The organism is Aeromonas media (assembly GCF_000819985.1).
Taxonomy (GTDB): Bacteria; Pseudomonadota; Gammaproteobacteria; order Enterobacterales; family Aeromonadaceae; genus Aeromonas; species Aeromonas media.
In genome coordinates this window covers 1-1225 of sequence record NZ_CDBZ01000121.1, presented here as the reverse complement: position 1 = coordinate 1225, position 1225 = coordinate 1, and the positions used below count along the sequence as shown (strand labels likewise).

2 protein-coding genes are annotated in these 1225 nt (G+C 70.9%); both read right to left on the bottom strand.

Annotated elements, in window-relative coordinates; translation table 11 throughout:
• A partial coding sequence (locus BN1127_RS10600; protein WP_042649415.1) for a uroporphyrinogen-III C-methyltransferase occupies positions 1–260 on the bottom strand: 260 nt, incomplete at its 3' end.
• Positions 261–289: 29 nt separating this feature from the next.
• On the bottom strand, positions 290–1225 hold a 936-nt coding region (locus BN1127_RS10595), incomplete at its 5' end, for a molybdopterin dinucleotide binding domain-containing protein (protein ID WP_042649414.1).

The window sequence follows — 1225 nt, the reverse complement described above, 5'->3', positions numbered from 1 at the left end:
CCCTTGAGCCGCACCACCCGCTTGCCGGTGCGGGCCAGGGCCAGCAGCAGGGCATTGATCTCCTCCTGGGTCGGGCTCGGCTCGCCGCAGCGCTTGCCCACGTCGAAGCGGGCCGCCCCCTGGGGGATCCGGGCCAGGATCTCGCTCCCCACCAGGCGGTCATAGACCACCACCTCTGCCGCCTCGATGCGGTGCAGGGCGCGCAGGGTCAACAATTCGAGGGGCCCGGGGCCCGCTCCTACCAGACTGATTTGGCTCATCGCACACTCCTTGTGTTGCTGCCCAGGCCTCAGGCCTGGGCGATATAGACATGCTTGATCAACAGCTTGTCGATCTCTGGCAGACAGGTGCCGCAGTTGCTGCCGCAGCCGAGCAGGGCCTGCAGCCCGGCCAGCTCGCTCACCCCCTGCCGGGTGATGGCATCGACGATGCGCTGCTCCGACACCCGCAGGCAGGAGCAGACCAGTCGGCTCTCACCGGCCAGGGCCTGGGCCAGGGTCTGGCTCAGGGCCCCCGCCTGCAGCGGCGTGCCGAGCAGGCTGGCCAGCAGATCGACCTTGATGTCCGGGCGCCGCTCCCCCACCAGCAAGATGCCCTCGATGCGATCCCCGGCCAGGGCCAGGGCGAGCCAGCCCTCCTTCAGGGGGAGCCGCAGCCAGCGCCCCTGGGTTGCCAGCCGCTGCCACAGGAGTTCGGGGGCCTCTGACCAGGAGGCAAGCAGGGTGCAGTTGCCCTCGGGCAGGGGGCGCCTGGCCCACCAGTCCACCGGCTCGCGCCAGTCCCTGCGGCCACACCAGAGTCCCTGCCAACGGGTGGCTTGCGCCCTGGCCTGCACCCGCCCCTGCTTGAACATGGGCTGGCCGGAGAGGGGATCCACCACGGCGGCGATGAGGCGGTTGACCGCCCCCTGGCTGCACTGGCTGTCGGTCCAGTGCATGGGCAGGAAGGCTTCCCCTTCCCTGAGCCCCTCGTCCAGCCCCACCAGCAGCAGGGCCTCCCCGAGCTCGTTGTGAAGGCGCACCAGATCCCCCTCCCTGGCACCGAGCGCCAGCAGGCTGGCGGCCCCCACCCGCACTCTGGGCCAGGGCTCGGCCTCCTGCAACCTGGGCACGTGACCGGTGCGGGTCATGGTGTGCCACTGATCACGCAGCCGGCCGCTGTTGAGGAGCAAGGGGAGATCCTCCCCTCGGGGGGCGGCATCATGCTGGGGGGGGAAGTGCTGGGC